Consider the following 17,819-nt stretch of genomic DNA (forward strand, 5'->3'; position numbering starts at 1 on the left):
TTCATTTTTTTTATGATTAAAATGCTAGGTTTAACCCCAATGTATAGACTCTGGCTTGTGGTGCCGAATAAAAAGTAGTACCGGAATTGGTATTCGAAATTGCCGAATCATCTGATGATTCGGGGTCATAGCCCCTATAATCTGTAAAGGTCAACAAGTTCAGACCACTGGTATAAATGCGAACTCTGCTCATCCCTATTCGGTCCAATACTTGTTGTGGTAGGGAATATCCTATGGTGATATTTCGCAATCTGATGAAGTCTGCATCCTGCATATAACGGGTACTTTCTGAATGCCCATTGTTCTCAAACAACCTTGCCTGCGGTACATCGGTGATATCACCTGGGTTTTGCCACCTTCTATCAAAAACATATTGGTCTTGATTGTCAAGACCATTACCAAGACCGGCTTCTTGAAATCTACCTGCATTATTGTAACGTTGACCACCCCATTGACCCTGAAAGGTGAATGAAAAATCAAGACTTTTATAGTTGAAATTACTTGAAAGGCCTGCTATTACATCAGGATTTGGATTACCAGCTACAATGCGCTCTGCGGCTGTTGGGTCGTTGGTAGTATTTTTGTTCATGCTACCATCAGGATTCTCTGTGTTCAGTACATAGAGTGCATCGCCATTGGCTGGATCTACACCTGCATATTCCAATAAGAAGAAGGAGTTTATGGGTTCACCCTCTCTAAGAATATTTCTAACTGTTATTAAATCCTCACCGTTGGGTAGATTGGTTATCTTGTTTTTGTTGATAGCGAAATTTAGGTTGGTCTTCCATGTCAAGTTCTGCGTTTGAATGTTTATTGTGTTCAATGAAAACTCAAAACCTTCATTTTCTAGATTACCAATATTTTGTAATACCCGATGCGATGGTAATAAAGCCTCAAACGGAACTCGGGTATTGAACAACAGATCTTTGGTTTTCTTTTTGTAGTAGTCTACTTCACCTGAAATTCGATTATTTAAGAACCCGAAATCAAGTCCAAAATTGATTTGCTCGGTTTCTTCCCATTTTAAATCAGGATTTGCACCTTGCGTAAATTCCAGTGCCGACTCGCCATTATAACTAGCTCCACCAAAAAGTCCCAAACTACCAAAATTAGCAATAGGTGTGTTACCATTGATACCCCAGCTACCGCGTAATTTTAAATAAGAAAGAATGGAGCTCTCCGATAGGAAATCTTCTTCTGATATAATCCATCCAGCTGATGCTGCAGGAAAATATCCAAACTGATTTTCTGCACCAAATCGAGAAGAACCGTCACGTCGAATACTTGCCTTAAAAAGATATTTGCCCTTATAATCATAAGTTGCTCTAGCAAAATAGGACAGTTGAGCCCAATTGGTAAAGGTGCCATCACCAGCGGAGATTTGCGCTGCACTTGCTACAGATTTAAAGTCATCAGTCGGAAAACCATCACCAGTAACCGATGTGGTTCTATTTTTAAATCTGGTAAAGTTGGAACCCAGTACAAATGCGAAGTTGGAAAACTCTCCAAAAGTGGTGTCATAGGTCATATAATTGTTTGTTGAGATAATCTCGGCTCCGTTATCAGAGGCAAAAGTCTGCCCATTGGTAGATTGAAATGGTGCTAATCTACCCGTGTTACGATCTACGGTTTGGTTTAGGTAATCATATCCCAGTTCAGTTTGAAATCTTAGTTTTTCCATTAACTTGATTTCGGCAAAAACTTTCCCCAACAACCTTCTTTGTTTTGATGTGCGAAAAGAAAATCGATCTTGTAACAAAAAGTTTGCATACAGGGTATTACTATTGATATCCCCATTTGATAAAAAAGCAGGTGCCGTGGGAATTTGTGCAATGGCTTGCATTGGTGTCAAAAAAGAAGCATCGCTTGATATTCTATCAATAACAGTGCTGGCATAACTTGAGTTTAAACCTAGTTTTAACCAGTCATTGACTTTATGGTCAATATTCGCTCTTACCGTATAACGCTCTAGGGTATTACCCCTGATAATACCTTCATTATCAGTGTATGCACCAGATATAAAACTCCTTGTTTTTTCATTACCGCCGGAAACGGATAAATTGACATTTTGCACATAACTATCTTGAAAGGCAAAATCTTGCCAATCGGTATCAACGTTTCTAAAATCTTGGTCTCCAGCAAAACCTTGAAGCAGGCCATCCACTGTTAATCCGCGATCTGCCAAGAAATTGGTATTTGCTTCAGCTTCTTCCAAAAGCTCTATATAGTCTTCTCCATTTAACCAATCTCTTGTATTTGAAGGTTCACCATAGCTGGTTGAAACATCCAATGAAACGACGGACTTACCTTGATTACCTCTTTTTGTGGTAATCAAAATCACCCCATTGGTACCTTTAGCCCCGAAGATGGCGGCAGCCGAAGCATCTTTGAGTATATCAATGGATGCAATATCATTTGGGTTTAATGCTAATAACGGATTGGTAGGCGCTGTTGTTGAAGAAATATCATTATTGTTCATTTCTATACCATCTATTACGAACAAAGGTTGTTGTGATGCCGTGACCGAAGACAGTCCCCTAATTGTAATGTTAAGTCCACCATCCAACTTACCGTTAGTTTGGGTAATTTGAACCCCCGGGGCCTTGCCTATTAAAGCTGCCTGAAAACTAGGTGTAGCAATACCACCAATCTGGTCCGCCTCAATCTTTGCAATGTTGTCCGTGACTTTTCTTTTAATCTGGGTACCAAACCCAACTACCACCACTTCATCTAAGGCTTCGGCATCTTCTTGTAGCTGAATGTTGATTACATTCTGGTCGCCAACCGTTCTTCTCTCGGTTCTAAGCCCGAGATAAGTAAAAACCAAAATCTGACCATAACTTACTGTAATGGCGTAATTTCCATCAAAATCTGTTTGCGTTCCATTCGTTGTACTTTCAACAATAACATTGACACCCGGCAATGGTACTCCATCAAAATCGGTCACTGTTCCTGTTACGTTTTTTTGTTGTGCAAAAACTGAAAAAACTCCCATTAAAAAGAGCATGCACAGCCATTTAGTCCTGTTTTTCATACTTAACTATTATTTTGAGTTAGAATGCAGGTACGACCCCGAAGTTTTGATAACTAATTCAAATAATTACTCTTGTAGTAGATGAGACCAAAGTCTAATCTTTTTATGTAAGTGCAAATGTCTCAGGGCTGCCTACATTTTTAAGTTATTAACTCAAATTAACAGTGTGGCAAGGGGTTTTCGGGAAATTCCTATAAACGTTTACCTACCCGATAAATGTTTACTATCAATTTACGCTTGTAGTATAATAGGTATCTCTCTTTGAAATTGACTTGGGGTTAAGTTTGTATCTTTTTTGAAGGCCTTGTTGAAAGTTACTTTATTATTATAGCCAACTTCGTAAGCTACATCTATGATATTTAAATTACGTCGTTGGTCATCAATCAACATTTTTTTTGCTTCTTCAATCCTATACTTGTTGACCAATTCGTGGAAACTAAGGTTAAAGTGCTCATTAATAACCTGTGAGGCGTTATGTCTAGAGGTATTTAGTTTTTGGGCAACCATTTCAAGACTAATATCGTTTTCTTTATAAATTTTTTCATTCTTAAATAGTTGCTCTAAATGGTTTTTAAGTTCTATAGAAAGACTGGTAGTCAATCCTGATTTTTCATATTTTGGAAATAAGCGATTCGCATAAGAAACGACTCCATTGAAAACATTTGGTTGAATATTTGCAGAATATCCTATATATAAAACCATAAGTGCCATGCTTCCAACTTGAAAATGAAAGAAAAAACCAGATAATATATTGTTACTTATTAGGATCCCATAAATAAAGTAAGACAGAATATATAGAAAATGAATGTGATACAGGTTACGCTGCCATAATCTATTTTGCTTTTTAACTTTTTTTCTTTTGATACTTTTCAGGTACATTTTTCGTATGAAATATCCATATATAATTAATGAAAAAAGTTTTAGAACGACTATAATTGCCAGCGTATCCGAATCTGAAGCTTCCGTACTATTTCGAACTCGATCTAACATGAGATTTAATTTTTCACTACCAGTAAGTGAGTATGTAGGAATGAGATAAATTAGAATTAGAACAGTAGGAATTAAATGTATTAAATCACTCTTTTTAAATGAGTAATTATGTACTATTTTTTTGAAATATAAAAAGAGTAGAGGACCATATAAAAAAGAAAAGCAGGTTGACATTCTATATGAATGTGGGTACTCAAATTGATAGTTAGATATTAGTAGCCCAATATGAAATATGAAATAGGTGTGGATAAAAATAAAACCACATATTAGTAGTCTTGCCGGGAGTTTTATTTTTCTATTAAAATTTAAAATTAAGAAAGTATAGAATCCTATAAATGCTATAAAAAGGTAAAAGAAAGCCCAAAAATTTAGCTTTGAGCTATACTTATTTAGTATTGTCATGAATTCTTCGGAACTTCTGATTCTATCAAATCCTTCATGATTTAAAAAGTCTGTGTTGAATTCTAAAAGGAAATATGATTCCAAGTAATTAGTCGATTTTCCGGCATTGCCAAGTCCAGCTTCACAAAGTGCTAATTTTTTAAGAAACTTTGATTTATCGACTCCTTTTCGCTCTATACCTTTTTCATACAATAAGATGGCTTTGTCAAAGCGCTGAATATTATAGTAATAATCTGCCCACCGAATGGAGTCCTGTGGATAGGCCAAGTTGACGTTCTTATTTTCAAGTATTGTATATGAAGTTGTAATTGCGCCAAATACAATTTTTGTAGCTAGCAGGAACAAGAGAAATGTGTAAACTTTCGATGGTCCCATATGATTGATGAATTAGCGCTAATTACAAGTTAGAAAATGCGTAGAGTTGATTTGTTAAAAAAAACTTAAAAAAAGTAAACCCCGATAAGAAATTACCTTTTGGACACTAAGAAAATTGATGAAAAAGAGAAGAAAATCAAGCTGTTGAATATAAAATTACTAGGTGTAAAACAAAAACCGGTGTGAGAACACCGGTTTTAAACTAACTAACTCAAAAAAATGCTAACTCAAATAACTTGTACAAAATTCAATTAATCTTTCATTCAAAAGGTTAATTAAACTTTAGCAATTTGTTATAATTGCTTTGTTTTCTTGAAGTTATAACGGGCTTTAAACTAGTTTATTGTAGGCAATTAATATTAAATAATCGTTAATCTTGAAGAGTGAACACTCTCTTTAGCAAATCAGTGGTTCTAGAAGAAACCTTTGTACGAATTTCCTTTTCTTCAATAGCAATCATAGTATAAACACCTTTTAGAGCTTCTTGGGTAACATATTCTGTCAAATCAGGATTAACATCGGTTGTGAGAGGTAAAGTATTGTATTTTGTAATGAGATTATTCCATATTTTATCGGCGCCAACTTTTTTAAAGGATTGTTCAATAATTGGGTTGAATTTTGAATAGAGCTTTGTGTTCGTTTGTTGCTCAAGATATGAAGTTGCTGCATTGTCTGAACCGAGTAGAATATTTTTTGCATCGGTAAAACTCATGTTTTTAACTGCATTGACAAATATGGGTGTAGCCTCACCAACCGCATCTTCTGCAGCACTGTTCAATATTTTAAGTCCTTCATCAGCTAATTTTCCTAGGCCAATATCCCTTAAAGTTTTGTCAACTTTTCTAAGTTCTTCTGGGAGTAGAATTTTCACTAACTCATTCTTGAAGAATCCATCTTGTGAACTCAACTTGCTAACTTGCTTCTCAATACCAAAATTTAAAGCCTGCTTTAGACCGTTTGCAATCTCTTCATTGCCAAGAGTGCCGCTTTGAGGCAGCTGGTTGACAACTTGTTGTAATTCGTTACAAGCAAACAGTTGAAATACGATAAAACATAAGATTATTTTTCTCATTTCAATTTTTTATAAAGTTAAAGACTGTGGCTTTGGTCTAGGTAAAAATAACAGTCTTATTATTATATACCATAGTTTTACGTTCTAAATGAAGTTTTACTGCTCTGGAAAGCACAATCTTTTCCAAATCACGGCCTTTGGTAATAAAATCTTGAATGCTATGAGAATGCGATACAGTAGTTACATCCTGATCAATTATCGGTCCTGCATCCAATTCTTCGGTTACATAATGGCTAGTGGCCCCTATTATTTTAACGCCTCGCTCATAAGCTGCATGGTAAGGTCTTGCCCCGGCAAAAGCTGGTAAAAAAGAATGATGTATGTTGATGATTTTATTTGGGTATACTGAAATAAGGTCTGGACTAATAATTTGCATATAACGCGCAAGAACGATGAAATCAACGGCTTTTTCTTTTAAAAGTTTAAGCTGCTCTTTTTCTGCTTTGTCTTTAGTTGTTTTCGTAACGGCAATACAGTGAAAAGGAATCGCGAACTGATCGGCAATGTATTCTAAATCTTTATGATTGCTTATTATAAAGGGTATTTCCACATTTAATTCCCCTGAATTGTACCTGCTCAACAAGTCGTACAAGCAATGATTATACTTAGAAACAAAGAGCGCCATTTTGAGCCTTATTCCGGCCATATGCATGCTCCATTTCATTTGATAAGGGGACGCCAAGTCATTCTGAAAACCTTTTTTTAAGTTCTTTAAGGAAATGTCGGTTTGGAATTCACTCTCTAATCGCATGAAAAACACCCCTGTTTCCAAATCTACATGCTGATCTAAATAAATGATATTTCCTCCTTTTACATGTAAAAAGTTGGTAACTGCGCTAATAATGCCCACGCCATCTGCACAATGAATTAAAATAGTAAGCTTCATAGATGATGTTTATGGGGTAAAATTATGCTATTCTAAAAAATGAACCTCTAAAACATATTTTTTTGTAAAATTATAAGCGTATGGCGTTTTTCTTTGCATTTATCGTAAATTGCAATGAAATATGAGATCCTTTTTTATCAATGGAGCAAGTCAAACCTTACACCCCAAAGAATAAAATACGAATAGTTACTGCTGCTTCTTTGTTTGATGGTCATGATGCGGCTATAAATATCATGAGAAGAATTATTCAATCTACAGGTGTTGAAGTAATTCATCTAGGACATGACCGTAGTGTTGCTGAGGTGGTGGATTGTGCCATTCAAGAAGACGCAAATGCCATTGCAATGACATCATATCAAGGCGGACATAACGAGTATTTTAAATATATGTATGACTTGTTGCAAGAAAAAGGCGCAGGGAATATTAAGATTTTTGGCGGTGGCGGCGGTGTAATTCTTCCTAAGGAAATCAAAGTATTAATGGATTATGGGATTACTCGAATCTATTCTCCTGATGATGGTAGGGAATTGGGTCTACAGGGAATGATCAATGATTTGGTAAAAAGTTGCGATACACAAGTGCCAAAGCTTATGCTATCTGAGGGAGATTCAGTTGAGAAAGCATTAGGTGAAAAGGACGTGAATGTCATTTCTAGATTAATTTCATTAGCAGAGAATCGTCATGAAGAATTTGAAACTCACTTTTCAAGTATTGGAATTGATGAATCAGTTCCTGTTTTAGGAATTACTGGTACTGGTGGTGCAGGCAAATCTAGTTTGGTAGATGAATTGATAAGAAGGTTTTTATTGGACTTTCCTAATAAGCATATCGGGGTTGTTTCTGTTGACCCATCAAAACGAAAAACAGGCGGAGCGTTGTTAGGAGACAGAATTCGTATGAATGCCATTAAAAATGGGCGTGTTTATATGCGCTCTTTGGCAACACGCCAGTCTAATTTGGCATTGTCAAAATATGTAAACGAGGCGGTTCAGATTTTAAAAGCAGCACAATATGACTTGATCATTCTGGAGACTTCGGGCATTGGGCAATCTGATACGGAAATTTTAGAGCACAGTAATGTATCCTTATATGTAATGACGCCAGAATTTGGTGCTGCCACTCAATTGGAAAAGATTGATATGCTCGATTTTGCAGATATTGTCGCTATCAATAAGTTTGATAAGCGTGGTGCATTGGATGCTATTAGGGATGTAAAAAAGCAATACGTTCGTAATCATAATCTTTGGGAAGTAAATCATAATGATCTACCTATTTACGGAACCATAGCTTCACAATTCAATGACCCGGGGATGAATCGTTTGTATAAAACGGTTATGGATACTTTAGAGAATAAAACTCAGACCGATTTAAAATCTGGCTTCATACTAGTCCATGATGAAGCTAAGAAACAATTCATTATTCCACCATCAAGAACTAGGTACTTGTCAGAGATTGCAGAAAGTAATAGAATTTACGATAACCAAGCAAAAACTCAGGCAAGAATTGCTCAAAAATTGTACGGAATATATATCACGATTGAATCAATCTTAAACCTTAACAGTTCAGTACTTCTCGATAAATCAGGTTTGGATGTAGAGTGGTTGTTATCAAACTCAACAGATGAAAATCATGACTTACTTGAGTTACTTATTTCCGAGTTTGATAAATTGAAAATGGATTTAAACCCCTATAATTGGCAATTAATCGTAAATTGGAATGAGGTCTTCAAAAAATACAAGGCCCCTACGTATTCTTTTAAGGTAAGGGATAAAAATATAGAGATTGAAACACATTCAACCTCTTTGTCGCATTCTAAGATCCCTAAAGTTGCACTGCCAAAGTATCAAGCTTGGGGAGATTTATTGACTTGGATGTTACAAGAAAATGTACCAGGTGAATTTCCATATACTGCCGGTATTTACCCTTTTAAAAGAACTGGTGAAGACCCTACTAGAATGTTTGCAGGTGAAGGGGGGCCGGAACGTACCAATCGTAGATTTCATTATGTGAGTTTAGGAATGTCCGCTAAGCGACTTTCAACCGCATTTGATTCAGTCACACTTTATGGACATGACCCGGATAAACGTCCAGATATTTATGGAAAAATTGGTAATGCCGGTGTATCTATTTGTTGTTTAGACGATGCCAAAAAATTATACTCAGGATTTGATTTGAGTGACCCCATGACATCAGTAAGCATGACCATTAATGGCCCAGCCCCCATGTTATTAGGATTTTTTATGAATACTGCCATTGATCAGAATTGTGAAAAATATATTCGTAGGAATTCTTTAACAAAAGAGGTAGAAACCAAAATCAAGAAGATTTATCTAGAAAAAAAAGTAGAAAGACCAAAGTATTTTGGAGAATTGCCTGAAGGTAACGACGGCCTTGGTCTTTTTCTGCTCGGAGTAACAGGCGATCAGGTTTTACCTGCAGATATTTATGAACGGATAAAATCTGAGACTTTAAATCAGGTCAGAGGTACTGTACAAGCAGATATTTTAAAAGAAGATCAAGCGCAAAACACGTGCATTTTTTCTACTGAATTTGCTCTGCGCCTAATGGGGGACGTGCAATCCTATTTTATAATAAATAGAGTTCGAAATTTTTACTCAGTTTCCATTTCAGGCTACCACATCGCTGAAGCTGGCGCTAACCCGATTTCTCAATTAGCATTTACTTTATCCAATGGGTTTACCTATGTGGAATATTACCTGAGCAGGGGCATGGACATCAATCAATTTGGACCTAACCTTTCCTTCTTTTTTTCAAATGGGATAGACCCCGAATATGCGGTAATTGGAAGAGTTGCTCGGCGAATTTGGGCAAAGGCAATGAAAGAAAAATATGGAGCTGGTCCGCGGGCACAAATGTTGAAGTACCACATTCAAACATCTGGTCGTAGCTTGCACGCACAAGAAATTGATTTTAATGATATTCGCACAACCTTACAGGCTCTATATGCTATCTATGATAATTGCAACTCTTTGCATACAAATGCTTATGATGAAGCGATTACCACTCCAACTGAGGAATCTGTCCGCAGGGCTATGGCCATTCAGTTGATTATCAATAAAGAGCTAGGGCTAGCTAAAAATGAAAATCCATTACAAGGTTCATTTATTATTGAAGAACTTACCGATTTGGTTGAAGAAGCAGTATTGATAGAATTTGACCGAATTACGGAACGTGGGGGTGTTTTGGGTGCTATGGAGACGATGTACCAACGTTCAAAAATTCAAGAAGAGAGTCTTCACTACGAAACCCTAAAACATACAGGTGAATTTCCAATCATTGGGGTGAATACTTTTTTAAGCTCAAAAGGTTCTCCAACAATATTGCCAGCAGAAGTTATTAGGGCAACGCATGAAGAAAAAGAAAATCAGATTATTACCTTAAACAACTTGAAAATGGGTAATAGAAAGAAGTCAAATGTATTATTAAATGAACTTCAAGAAGCGGCAATTGCGAACCAAAATATTTTTGAAAAACTAATGGAAGTCACTAAGTATTGCTCTTTAGGTGAAATAACGAATGCCCTGTTTGCGGTTGGCGGCCAGTACAGAAGGAACATGTAAGCTGAAAACCTATTTTCAAATGAAAAAGCATAGTGCTGTTAAAGGTCAGCAAACTACGTTAATTATTCATCACCAGAATGCAATGATTTTCGCCATTGTTTGAAGTAACTCTTAAAGGTCTTGATTTCCTTTCTGAGAAGATTTATATATTCTTTCTCTTTAACACCATCATTTTCCAAACCATTGCAATAAGAAAGAATATTTCTAGTCATAATATTAATAAAAACAATATTCTTGCTTCTAGTTGTTGTAGATTTCGAACTAGTTGCTTTTTCTATAGTTGAAGAAATAAGGGATGCATCTATGCACAAAGCTTTGGCAATATCTGCACGTAAACCAGATTTTCTGTTCGCAGTAAAAAAGTCAGAATCATAAGAAAAATAGTTCGCAATCGCTGTGCTCAAATCTTTTAGCACCAAAGATTTTTGATATACCGGTAAAGTATTGAAGCTGCTATTTTTCATTCTTTTTTAGAGCAATTGTAAGTATAAAGATACGTTTGAAAAAAATAAGGTAACTTTACTTTATATAAACAAAATGCACTATTTCTTTAATAATAATGTTTAAAATATATTAATTCTTTGAATATTAAAGTAGATGAACTAAGTTTAAAAATCTTGCAATGTCTTCAGAAAAATGCAAGAATCACTTTTGTTGAAATAGGTCGTGAAGTTGGACTTACTTCACCAGCCGTGGCAGAGCGGGTAAAGAAAATGGAAGATGTAGGCATTATAGAAAATTATAAGACAATTATTTCTCATTCTCAACTTGGCTTTCAATTAAAGGCCATGATTACAGTGCGTGCTTTTGTTGGTAAACTCAAGCCGTTTTTAGAAGTTGTAAAGACTTTTGATGAAGTACTTAATTGCTATCGCATAACCGGTAATGAAAATATAATTATGGAAGTGGTTTTAAAAGACCAATTTCACCTTGAAAAGTTTATAGATAAATTAATAACTTACGGTGAAACTAGAACCCATATTGTGCTCTCGGACGTAATTTCGAATGCCACGGTTGTAAAACAAAACAATTCTTGATATTAAGAATTGTTTTGGCTAGATTTTTGATGTAATTGCATTATGATAAAAAAGTACTTGCCGTTTTTCACCCTTTTTATTTGCATATATGTTGTGAATTCGCAAGAGTTGAGACTCCAAAAAGGAATAGTTATTGATTCAGTAATTGTGCAAGATTCTATAAATGAGACTTTTTCTTTATACCTGCCTAAAAGCTTTGAAATGAAAGGGAAATGGCCAGCTCTTTTCGTTTTTGATATGGAAGGTAAAGGTGTTCAAACAATGGCTATGTTTAAAGATTCGGCAGAGAAGCACGGATATATTTTAGCCTCACCAAACAATGTCCATGATTCATTAACCGTTTCTCAAAATATGGTGAGTACCAAGTTGGTGATGCGACAAGTGACAGCTATGTTTCCAACTAATAATAGTAGAATTTATACGGGAGGATTTGATGATGGTGCTCGATTCGCTAATTTGGTTCCAATTTTTATCAAAGAAGTGCAAGGAGTACTTTCAATTGGCGCGTCTTTAGTGAATACAGAATTATTAAGTGCTAAAAGCCCATTTCACTTTTTGGGTGTAGTTGGTAATGAAGATTTCAATTTCACTACTTTGCTGGAAGATGAAAAAGTTTTGAATAGGCTTAAGTTTCCGAATAACCTTCTTTTTTATGAAGGTGGTACTGAGTGGCCCCCATCAAATTATATAGATAAGGCCTTAACACTTTTTGACCTTTCTGCAATTTCAAGAGGAAACACGGCAATAGATAGTATTTTTGTCCAATCAAATTTTAACAAAGAAGTTCATGAAATAAAAGCACTTTTAAGAGCAAAGCGTTTACTTTTAGCAGAACGTGCAATGGCAGAGATCATTTCTTCAAACAGAACTTTGATCAACACAGATTCTTTAAAAGATGCTCAAAAAGACTTAAAAAAAGATAAATTATATAGGAGTTTAAAAAGAAATCAAAGTGCTAAATTATTTAAAGAAAATTTGCTGCGTGAAGACTTCGCTTATTACTTAGAAGAAGATGTTCTTACTTATAATTACAATAATTTGGGCTGGTGGAATTATCAAATGACACAGATTGATAATTATATTTCTGGAGATAGTAGGTTAGAGAGGGAGATGGGAAAACGTTTATACGGTTATGTAAATGCATTGGTTGAAGATAATATTGACCTACTCAAGGTAGGGCAAGTTTTAGATGAAGAAGCACTTACTCTTTTATTGATGCTTAAAACGATTACCGCACCTGATGAATTTGAAAATTATTTAAATGTCGTTTCTATTGCTGCTAAAAATGGTGATAATGGCACTGCACTATATTATCTAGAAGAAGTATTAAAAAAAGGTTTTAAAGATAAAGAAAGAATCTACTCCATAGAGCATTCCACTCTTTTGAGAATCACCCCAGAATTTAACAAATTGGTCAAAAAATATTTAAACGATGCTCGATATCAGATTAAGGACGAATAAAGCTCGGCACTTCTTCTAATTTCCAATCAATAACCAATCCACCTGCCAATGATTGGGCAATTTCTTTTCCATATAAATGTTCGCAAAGGTATAAGGCAGCTTCAAAACTTTTTGCACCACCTGCTGAGGTAATATATTTTCCATCATGCACAAAGAGTACACTATCTTTAACTTCTAACTTTGGAAACATTTTTTGATACGTACCAATATCGCTAGGGAACGTAGTAGAAGCCACGTTATCTAACAATCCAGCTTTGGCCAAAACAAAAGCTCCATCGCAATGCGAAGTCATGAACAAGGCATTTTCATCCACTTTTTTTACAAATTTTAGCATCGTCGAATCCTTTAAGTCAGAATCTAAATGATGTTCTGCGCTAGGTACAACCAAAATATCAATTTTGGGAATGGAATCTTTAGTGTAATCGAAGTCAGGAAGTATGCGAACCCCTTCAAAAGAGGTAATGGGCTTTAAAGTGTTTGCCACAGTAAAAGTATTCATGGCTTGAATCCCTTTTCGGTATTGCGTATGCTGAAAAATATCATAAGGAGCGGTAAACTCCGTATTGTAAACCCCATCCATAATTAGAAAAGCAACATTATATCTATTCGATCTAATTTCCGGTAAATACCTGTTGTCTTCAGCCTCACTTTTATTTTCAGCACATGACAAAAATATAATAAGACTAAGAAGTATGGCTTGGAAATATTTCATTGTATAAAAATGATTTAGACCGCAAAATACAATAGCCTTTTTTAGAATAAAACACATTCGTCGTATTTTTGGTTTATGAAGCAAATTTTACCTGTGCTATTCTTAATTTTCTTTTCCTGTAAGTTGGAAAAAAAATACCATGATAAGGACGATAAAATAAATTATGTTTCAAGTTCAGTTTCCGAAATACTTGCGCATAGGGAAAAGTTAAACGGTGAATTTAAAAATCCGGATACGTCACCTTTACCTGATAGATATCGAAAAGATTTTGAGGGTCTTGATTTTTTTGCCCCAGACACGAACTATATCATACGGGCTAAATTTGAAAGAACTCCAGATGCAGTCCCATTTTTGATGAGTACGACCACCGATGAGAAAAGTTGGGAAGTCATTTATGGTATCGCACATTTTGAATTAAATGGGCTACCGCATAAACTGGAAATCTACCAAAGCCCTAATTTAATTCAGCAAAAAATTTATAAGAACTATCTTTTTTTACCTTTTTTAGACGAGACCAATGGAGAAGAGACCTATGGTGGCGGACGTTATATTGATTTGACTATTCCTGATGGTGATAGTATTGAAATAAATTTCAACAAAGCTTATAACCCTTACTGCGTTTACAATAAAAAATACTCCTGCCCTCTAGTGCCAAGGCAAAATTATTTGAAAACTAGAGTTCTGGCAGGAGTAAAAGATTTTAATAAAAAATAAAATCCCCTAACACCTTGTCAGGGGATTTTATCAATTTGCATATCCTTCTAATTAGTCAAAAGAGTAGATTGCTGCTAAAGTAAATGATGCAAGGGAATTTGTTGGATCAGTTAAGCTGCCAAACGGCTCTACATCGTTGCCCCAACTATCTAAACGAACTTCTGGTTTGATAATTAAATTGCCATTTGTATAACTGCCAGTTAAAGTAGCAGCAAGTACAGGAGTGTCATCAAAACCATCTTGAGTAAAGGCAATATATTCTCCTCTAAGGCCAATAGCAAAACTATCTGAAGTTGTTAGTTGAGGATAGATCGCTGCTCCGTAGAATCCGCTATCCGTTTCGGAGTTTTTGTTGTACGCTGCGTTAATTCCAAAGAAAAACTCATCAGAGAGGTCAAAGCCACCTGTATAATCGATTTCAAAACCTAGACCGCCTTCTTTACCACTGTCATAGTATAAGTTTAGGTATTGTCCTGATACACCTAGTTGTGCGCCAAAAGCATATTCACCGGTTCCAGTAATATCATTAGTATCCCATGGGTTAGTTATGGCCAGCATTAGGCTTGCATCATCAGAAAGTGTAAAATCGGCTTTCATACCCATATGGGAGAATGGCCCATTAGAAAATAGGTGTGATACGCTATAGTTAAAGTTCGCTGCAGGTGCAATTACTTCATATCCTAAAAAGGTGTTCCAACGACCTATAGTCAAGGTTGTGCCTTCTGATACATTCCAATAGGCATATGCCTGGTTGATAATTCCATTCAATACATCGTTTTCAAATGTTGCTTCCGTACCTCTTGGCCCGAAAACTAAATCAACCACTAAACCAGTATCCCCAGATTCGTAACTACCAATGATGTTAGCCATACCTAAAGCAAAACCAGTTTGGTTAGCAAAAGAAGTAAATGATGAAGATTCATCTACCCCAGCCTCATTAAAAGTAGTTCTAAAATAAGTATCAATGCTACCTGATAAAGAAATTGGACTTTTTGTCTCTTCTTCTTGAGCAAATGCATTTAAAGTTATCAATGCAAAAGCTGCTAAAAAAATATTTTTTGTGTATTTTGTATTTATAATCGTTTTCATAATATTAAGAATTAATAGCCCTATCAAAAGGGTTGTTTTTGATTAATTGAATGTGTAAATGTGAAAAGGTTATGTTATACGGAGCGTTCTGCCAAACGCTCCGTTTTTTATACTAATGTTGATTCATTCTGAAATCAGCATAGGCATCCATTCCATGTTCATTAATGTCTAAACCTTCAATTTCTTCAGTTTCCGAAACTCTAATTCCAGCAACTTTCTTGATAATAAATAGTATGATAAAAGCTGTCAACGTACAGAACGTAGCTGCTGCACCTACACCAGCTAATTGTACTAAAAACTGATCTAGCCCAGCTAGTGAACCAAAAATTCCAACTGCAAGAGTACCCCAGATACCGCAAATTAGGTGTACTGCAACAGCCCCCACTGGATCGTCTAGTTTTAATTTATCAATAAGAGCAACTCCAAATACGATAATCACACCGGCCAATAACCCAATAATTACCGCCTCATTTGGCGACATTTGATCTGCCCCAGCTGTAATACCCACTAGTCCACCTAAAATACCATTTAGGAACATGGTCAAATCAAAGTTCTTGTATTTAACCCATGATGTTAAGAATGCTGCAACACCACCAGCCGCCGCCGCTAAACATGTGGTAACCAAGACCAATGAAGTACCTGCTGGATCTGCAGATAATACAGAGCCGCCATTAAAGCCAAACCAACCTAACCAAAGTATTAAAACTCCAGCTGCTGCCAATGGCAGATTATGACCTGGTATAGCTTTTGCTTTTCCATCTTCACCAAACTTACCAATTCTAGGGCCTAAAAGATAAATAGCAATAAGAGCAGCCCATCCACCCACAGAGTGTACTAAGGTAGAACCAGCAAAATCATAAAAACCTTCAGCTTCACCGTATGAAAGTGATGATAAGAAACCACCACCCCATTGCCATGAACCAACGATTGGATAAACTAGGCCGACATAGATGATTGTGAAAATCATGAATCCACCTAATTTTACGCGCTCGGCTACTGCTCCAGATACTATAGTCGCAGCAGTTGCGGCAAACATACCTTGGAATAAGAAGTCTGTCCACCAAGTATAGCCGCCATCCGCGTAATCAGGAGTCATTCCATTTTCAGGTGCTGCAATACCAAAACCTGCAAATTTAAGAATACCCATATCGCCATCTTCAAAGCCCGGGTACATTAGGTTAAAACCTCCTATATAGTACAATAAAAGTCCTGCACATATAATAAATACATTTTTAAATAAAATATTGACCGTGTTTTTTTGTCTTGTCAATCCTATCTCTAAGAAAGAAAATCCGAGATGCATGAAGAATACCAAAGCGGTACACACCATCATCCATACGTTATTTGCTGTAAATAATCCTGCTTCCATAATAAATTCTATTAATAGTTGGTTAGTTTAGTTAATGCCGGCATGGCCGCTTTCACCTGTTCGTATTCTATATGCTTCAGTAATTTCAGAAACAAATACCTTTCCATCTCCCACATTACCCGTTGAAGCGGTTTTGATAAGCGTGTCAACTGTTTTTTCTAAAAATTCATCAGATACTACAATGACCAAATACCTTCTTTGTATATCTGTGGTGCTATAAGTAATACCACGATAGACATGTCCTTGTTTTTCGTTTCCGACCCCAGTTACATCCCAATAACTGAAGAAGTTCACCTCAATTCCATGAAGTGCTTTTTTCACCTCATCAAATTTTGATTTTCGAATAATTGCCTCGACTTTTTTCATAATTGATTTTGTTAGTTAATGAGCCAAATATATGTTAATTGAATATTGACCTTTCATAAATTTGGGTATGAAATGTAATTTTTATCATATAAAAATAAATACCCCTTCTTTTTTAGGGGTATGTTAATTTAATGTTAGAAAAATTGAAATATTGAAGAATGAACGAAATTTTTCGTTATTACTAAATGAGAAATCTGTAACAATGAAAGTGGTTTGATGTGTTATCTGTAACACACCGACAGAATAGTTGTAAAAAATTTATGATTATAATAGCTTTGCTATCCAAATACCTAAAGCGATTGCCATAATACCAACAACAATACTTGCAAGCATATAAACAGAAAAGTGCAACAGCTCACCAGACTTTAGAAGGGTATGTTTTTCTAAGGCAAATGTTGAGAATGTTGTAAAACCTCCACAAAAACCTGTAGCCAATAATAGCAGTTGGTTTTCACTCAAAAGATTTTCCTTAAATGAAAATGACAATAAAAAACCTATCAGTAAACACCCTAAAATGTTTACAGTAAATGTGCCTAAGAAAAAGTGCTCATAAAATGAATTAAGATATCTAGAAATAATATACCTAAGCATACTGCCAAATCCACCACCTATAAAAACCAAAAGGGCCTGCTTCATTAGGTCAAAAGTAACTTTTTCTTAAATAAAACGTATAAAATAAATTTTTGAAAAAAATAAAAACCTCACTTATACTATTCAAAGTCAGAGGTACT

General features: G+C 35.5%; 14 protein-coding genes. 4 read left to right on the plus strand and 10 right to left on the minus strand.

Annotated elements, in window-relative coordinates; all coding sequences use genetic code 11:
• Positions 1–16 precede the first annotated feature (16 nt).
• From RM706_RS14135 to purU, 4 genes are all read right to left on the minus strand, one after another.
• Entirely contained in the window at positions 17–3,034 is a 3,018-nt protein-coding gene (locus RM706_RS14135; protein ID WP_311352675.1) for a SusC/RagA family TonB-linked outer membrane protein, read from the minus strand.
• A gap of 231 nt (positions 3,035–3,265) precedes the next feature.
• Positions 3,266–4,801: a helix-turn-helix domain-containing protein gene (locus RM706_RS14140; RefSeq protein WP_311352677.1), complete on the minus strand. Its 1,536-nt coding sequence runs from the start codon at positions 4,799–4,801 to the stop codon at positions 3,266–3,268.
• Positions 4,802–5,171: 370 nt separating this feature from the next.
• Positions 5,172–5,873, minus strand: a complete 702-nt coding sequence (locus RM706_RS14145; RefSeq protein WP_311352679.1) for a DUF4197 domain-containing protein — start codon at positions 5,871–5,873, stop codon at positions 5,172–5,174.
• A 37-nt stretch (positions 5,874–5,910) separates the two neighbouring features.
• Entirely contained in the window at positions 5,911–6,759 is an 849-nt protein-coding gene (gene purU, locus RM706_RS14150) for a formyltetrahydrofolate deformylase (protein ID WP_311352681.1), read from the minus strand.
• A 140-nt stretch (positions 6,760–6,899) separates the two neighbouring features.
• On the opposite strand from purU, the gene RM706_RS14155 reads away from it, so the two are divergent.
• A complete protein-coding gene (locus tag RM706_RS14155) occupies positions 6,900–10,340 on the plus strand; it encodes a methylmalonyl-CoA mutase family protein (protein ID WP_311352683.1) in 3,441 nt (1,146 codons plus the stop codon).
• 62 nt (positions 10,341–10,402) lie between these two features.
• Here RM706_RS14155 and RM706_RS14160 read toward each other — a convergent pair whose 3' ends face one another.
• Positions 10,403–10,804 (minus strand): hypothetical protein, encoded by a 402-nt coding sequence (locus RM706_RS14160; protein WP_311352685.1) that lies wholly within the window; start codon positions 10,802–10,804, stop codon positions 10,403–10,405.
• Between the two features lie 117 nt (positions 10,805–10,921).
• On the opposite strand from RM706_RS14160, the gene RM706_RS14165 reads away from it, so the two are divergent.
• Together RM706_RS14165 and RM706_RS14170 are read left to right on the plus strand one after the other, a co-directional pair.
• A complete protein-coding gene (locus RM706_RS14165) occupies positions 10,922–11,377 on the plus strand; it encodes an Lrp/AsnC family transcriptional regulator (protein WP_311352686.1) in 456 nt (151 codons plus the stop codon).
• 108 nt (positions 11,378–11,485) lie between these two features.
• Positions 11,486–12,838 (plus strand): alpha/beta hydrolase, encoded by a 1,353-nt coding sequence (locus tag RM706_RS14170; RefSeq protein WP_311352688.1) that lies wholly within the window; start codon positions 11,486–11,488, stop codon positions 12,836–12,838.
• Here RM706_RS14170 and RM706_RS14175 read toward each other — a convergent pair.
• A complete protein-coding gene (locus tag RM706_RS14175; RefSeq protein WP_311352690.1) occupies positions 12,825–13,550 on the minus strand; it encodes a DJ-1/PfpI family protein in 726 nt (241 codons plus the stop codon). The genes RM706_RS14170 and RM706_RS14175 overlap by 14 nt on opposite strands.
• Positions 13,551–13,625: 75 nt before the next feature.
• Between RM706_RS14175 and RM706_RS14180 the strand changes: the two genes are divergently transcribed.
• Positions 13,626–14,264, plus strand: a complete 639-nt coding sequence (locus RM706_RS14180) for a DUF1684 domain-containing protein (RefSeq protein WP_311352692.1) — start codon at positions 13,626–13,628, stop codon at positions 14,262–14,264.
• A gap of 51 nt (positions 14,265–14,315) precedes the next feature.
• On the opposite strand, the gene RM706_RS14185 is transcribed toward RM706_RS14180, so the two are convergent.
• The 4 genes from RM706_RS14185 to crcB form a co-directional block, all read right to left on the minus strand.
• The gene (locus tag RM706_RS14185) at positions 14,316–15,353 is read right to left on the minus strand and encodes an outer membrane beta-barrel protein (protein ID WP_311352694.1); all 1,038 of its coding nucleotides are present in this window, start codon (positions 15,351–15,353) and stop codon (positions 14,316–14,318) included.
• Between the two features lie 112 nt (positions 15,354–15,465).
• Positions 15,466–16,722 carry an ammonium transporter gene (locus tag RM706_RS14190; protein WP_311352696.1) on the minus strand — a complete coding sequence of 419 codons (1,257 nt, stop codon included), beginning with the start codon at positions 16,720–16,722 and terminating at the stop codon, positions 15,466–15,468.
• A 27-nt stretch (positions 16,723–16,749) separates the two neighbouring features.
• Positions 16,750–17,088, minus strand: a complete 339-nt coding sequence (locus RM706_RS14195) for a P-II family nitrogen regulator (RefSeq protein ID WP_311352698.1) — start codon at positions 17,086–17,088, stop codon at positions 16,750–16,752.
• A 264-nt stretch (positions 17,089–17,352) separates the two neighbouring features.
• The gene (gene crcB / locus RM706_RS14200; protein ID WP_311352700.1) at positions 17,353–17,724 is read right to left on the minus strand and encodes a fluoride efflux transporter CrcB; all 372 of its coding nucleotides are present in this window, start codon (positions 17,722–17,724) and stop codon (positions 17,353–17,355) included.
• Positions 17,725–17,819: the final 95 nt, after the last annotated feature.

The sequence above is a fragment of the Croceitalea rosinachiae genome, from assembly GCF_031846445.1.
In the GTDB taxonomy this organism is placed as follows: domain Bacteria; phylum Bacteroidota; class Bacteroidia; order Flavobacteriales; family Flavobacteriaceae; genus Croceitalea; species Croceitalea rosinachiae.

Coding starts and splice junctions, on each gene's coding strand:
- RM706_RS14135 (WP_311352675.1), bottom strand. CDS start 3,034: ATGAAAAACAGGACTAAATGGCTGTGCATGCTCTTTTTAATGGGAGTT.
- RM706_RS14140 (WP_311352677.1), bottom strand. CDS start 4,801: ATGGGACCATCGAAAGTTTACACATTTCTCTTGTTCCTGCTAGCTACA.
- RM706_RS14145 (WP_311352679.1), bottom strand. CDS start 5,873: ATGAGAAAAATAATCTTATGTTTTATCGTATTTCAACTGTTTGCTTGT.
- purU (WP_311352681.1), bottom strand. CDS start 6,759: ATGAAGCTTACTATTTTAATTCATTGTGCAGATGGCGTGGGCATTATT.
- RM706_RS14155 (WP_311352683.1), top strand. CDS start 6,900: ATGGAGCAAGTCAAACCTTACACCCCAAAGAATAAAATACGAATAGTT.
- RM706_RS14160 (WP_311352685.1), bottom strand. CDS start 10,804: ATGAAAAATAGCAGCTTCAATACTTTACCGGTATATCAAAAATCTTTG.
- RM706_RS14175 (WP_311352690.1), bottom strand. CDS start 13,550: ATGAAATATTTCCAAGCCATACTTCTTAGTCTTATTATATTTTTGTCA.
- RM706_RS14180 (WP_311352692.1), top strand. CDS start 13,626: ATGAAGCAAATTTTACCTGTGCTATTCTTAATTTTCTTTTCCTGTAAG.
- RM706_RS14185 (WP_311352694.1), bottom strand. CDS start 15,353: ATGAAAACGATTATAAATACAAAATACACAAAAAATATTTTTTTAGCA.
- RM706_RS14190 (WP_311352696.1), bottom strand. CDS start 16,722: ATGGAAGCAGGATTATTTACAGCAAATAACGTATGGATGATGGTGTGT.
- RM706_RS14195 (WP_311352698.1), bottom strand. CDS start 17,088: ATGAAAAAAGTCGAGGCAATTATTCGAAAATCAAAATTTGATGAGGTG.
- crcB (WP_311352700.1), bottom strand. CDS start 17,724: ATGAAGCAGGCCCTTTTGGTTTTTATAGGTGGTGGATTTGGCAGTATG.